The sequence below is a fragment of the Polaromonas sp. P1_G2 genome, assembly GCF_056405515.1.
The window spans coordinates 1-2155 of record NZ_JBFUBY010000452.1 but is presented as its reverse complement, the minus strand read 5'-3'; the positions used below and the strand labels follow the sequence as shown (position 1 = coordinate 2155).

The following is a 2155-nucleotide window of genomic DNA, read 5'->3' as shown; positions in this document are numbered from 1 at the left end:
CTCCAAAACCATGGTGGCCAGCAACCAGTGGGGCACCAGCATGTGGGGCATGAAGGGCAAGGAAGATCTGGGGGGCGGACTGGCGGCCAATTTCACCCTCGAAAGCGGGTTTGAGCTTAAAAACGGGGGGGCCGGAACGAACCTGTTCAACCGCCGCGCCTATGTCGGCCTGTCCAACGCCAGCTGGGGCAGTTTTCGCCTCGGCAAGAACCTGTTCATCAGCAATGATGTGTGGGACCTGGACCCGACCGGCCAGCAGTGGGTGGGCAGCGCCACCCTGGTCAGGGGACGCAGCTGGCCCGGTGCCAACAATGTGATCGAGTATTCAACGCCGGATATGGGCGGCTTTAATGCCACGGGGCAGATCTCGCTCGGCGAACAGGCGGGCAACAACAAGGCCAACCGCGGCGAAGGCTTTTCTCTGACCTATGCGAACCAGGACCTGATGCTGCGCGCCATCTATTCCCAGCGCCGTAATGCCGCCGGCACCTTCACGGATGTTTTCAACACCTCCAAGGAAACCATCGTCGGCGGCACTTACAAGATCGGCCCGGCCAAGCTGTATGCGGCCTACGACTACATCACCGCAGCTGACGCGGCCCTCACCGCAGCGACCAAGCTCAAGCRTGCCTGGGTCGGCGTTCGCTACGATGTGACGCCGGCGCTCACGCTGATCGGTTCGGTCTTCCACGTCAAGTCTGACCGGGTGGCCGGCAAGGCCACGCTGGGCATGGTGGGCGCGGACTACAGCATGTCCAAGCGCACGCTGCTGTACGCGGCATTCGGCAACGTCAGCAACTCCAGTGGCGCCAACTTCGGGGTGGACACGGTATCGGGAAATCCGGCGATCAACCAGTCGCAAAGAACCATTTACGCGGGCATTGCGCACAGCTTTTAAAGCGGCGGCGCCGGGCGAAGGCCAGGCGTTCGGCGGCGGGCTGGCGGGATTCGCATCGGAATCACGCCACCCGCCAGCCGTCCTGCCGTCATTTGCCCTGTCATGAATAAGTAGCTGCAGCGCAGGCACTCCCTGCGCTGCAGCTATTTTTTTTGCCCAATCGACAGGCGGGCGGAGCTTTGCGACGCACCCACACGCAAGGCGTGGGCGACAATCAGCGCCGTGCTCGGCATTCTTTTCGTCACCTTCCCCTTTTTCGCCTTGGTGCTGTGCGGCTACCTGGCCGCGCGCCGCGGCCTGCTTCCGCATCTGGCCATCCCCGGCCTCAACACCTTTGTGCTGTATTTCGCGCTGCCCTGCATGCTCTACCGCTTCGGCGCCGGCACGCCGATCGCGCAGCTGCTGGACGCCAGCCTGGTCGCGGTTTACCTGGTGTGCGCGCTGCTGATGGTGGCTTTCACCGTGATGCTCACGCGCAAGGGCCGCATTGCCTGGAACGATGCGTCCTTCGGCGCGCTGGTCGCGGCCTTTCCCAACACCGGCTTCATGGGTGTGCCCCTGCTGGTGGCGCTGCTGGGCGCGCAGGCCGCCGGCCCGGCCATCGTCACCATCCTTGTTGATCTATTGGTGACGAGTTCGCTGTGCATCGCGCTGTCGCGGCTGGATTCGGCCGACATCCACGGCGCCGAAGTCGCCGCGCAGAAGGCGCTCAAGGGCGTGGCGCTCAATCCCATGCCCTGGGCCATCGTGCTGGGCGCGCTGTCGTCAGGCTTCGGGGTGGCGCTCCCCGGGCCGGTGATGCAGACCGTGGGGCTGCTGGCCGACGCCGCCTCGCCGGTGGCGCTGTTCACCATAGGCGCGGTGCTGGCCCGCTCACAGATGAACAGCGTTGCGGCCACGCCGCTCAGGGACTACGTGCCGGTGGCGCTGATCAAGCTGGTGGTCCATCCGGTGCTCGTGGGCCTGGTGGGGCTGGGCGCCATCGCGCTGGGCGTGCCGCTGGATCGGTTTGCGCTCACCGTGATCGTGCTGGTGGCGGCCCTGCCCAGCGCCAGCAACGTGGCGATGCTGGCCGAGCGCTTCGGCGCCGACAACGGCCGCATCGCGCGCATCATCCTGTTGTCCACTGTGCTGGCCTTTTTCAGCTTTTCGGCGGCCGTAGCCCTGCTCACCTGAGGCGGAGCCCGGGCCTGCGCCCGGGTTTCAGCGGCTGTTACAAAAAAACTGAAAAAAGACGGCGCCCCTGCTGTCGATTTC

The 2155-nt window shown here is 65.0% G+C and carries 2 protein-coding genes; both read left to right on the top strand.

Annotation, left to right across the window (positions count from 1 at the left end):
* On the top strand, positions 1-898 hold an 898-nt coding region (locus AC1D0P_RS25070), incomplete at its 5' end, for a porin (RefSeq protein ID WP_477679214.1).
* Between the two features lie 222 nt (positions 899-1120).
* A complete protein-coding gene (locus tag AC1D0P_RS25065) occupies positions 1121-2074 on the top strand; it encodes an AEC family transporter (RefSeq protein WP_477679213.1) in 954 nt (317 codons plus the stop codon).
* Positions 2075-2155: the final 81 nt, after the last annotated feature.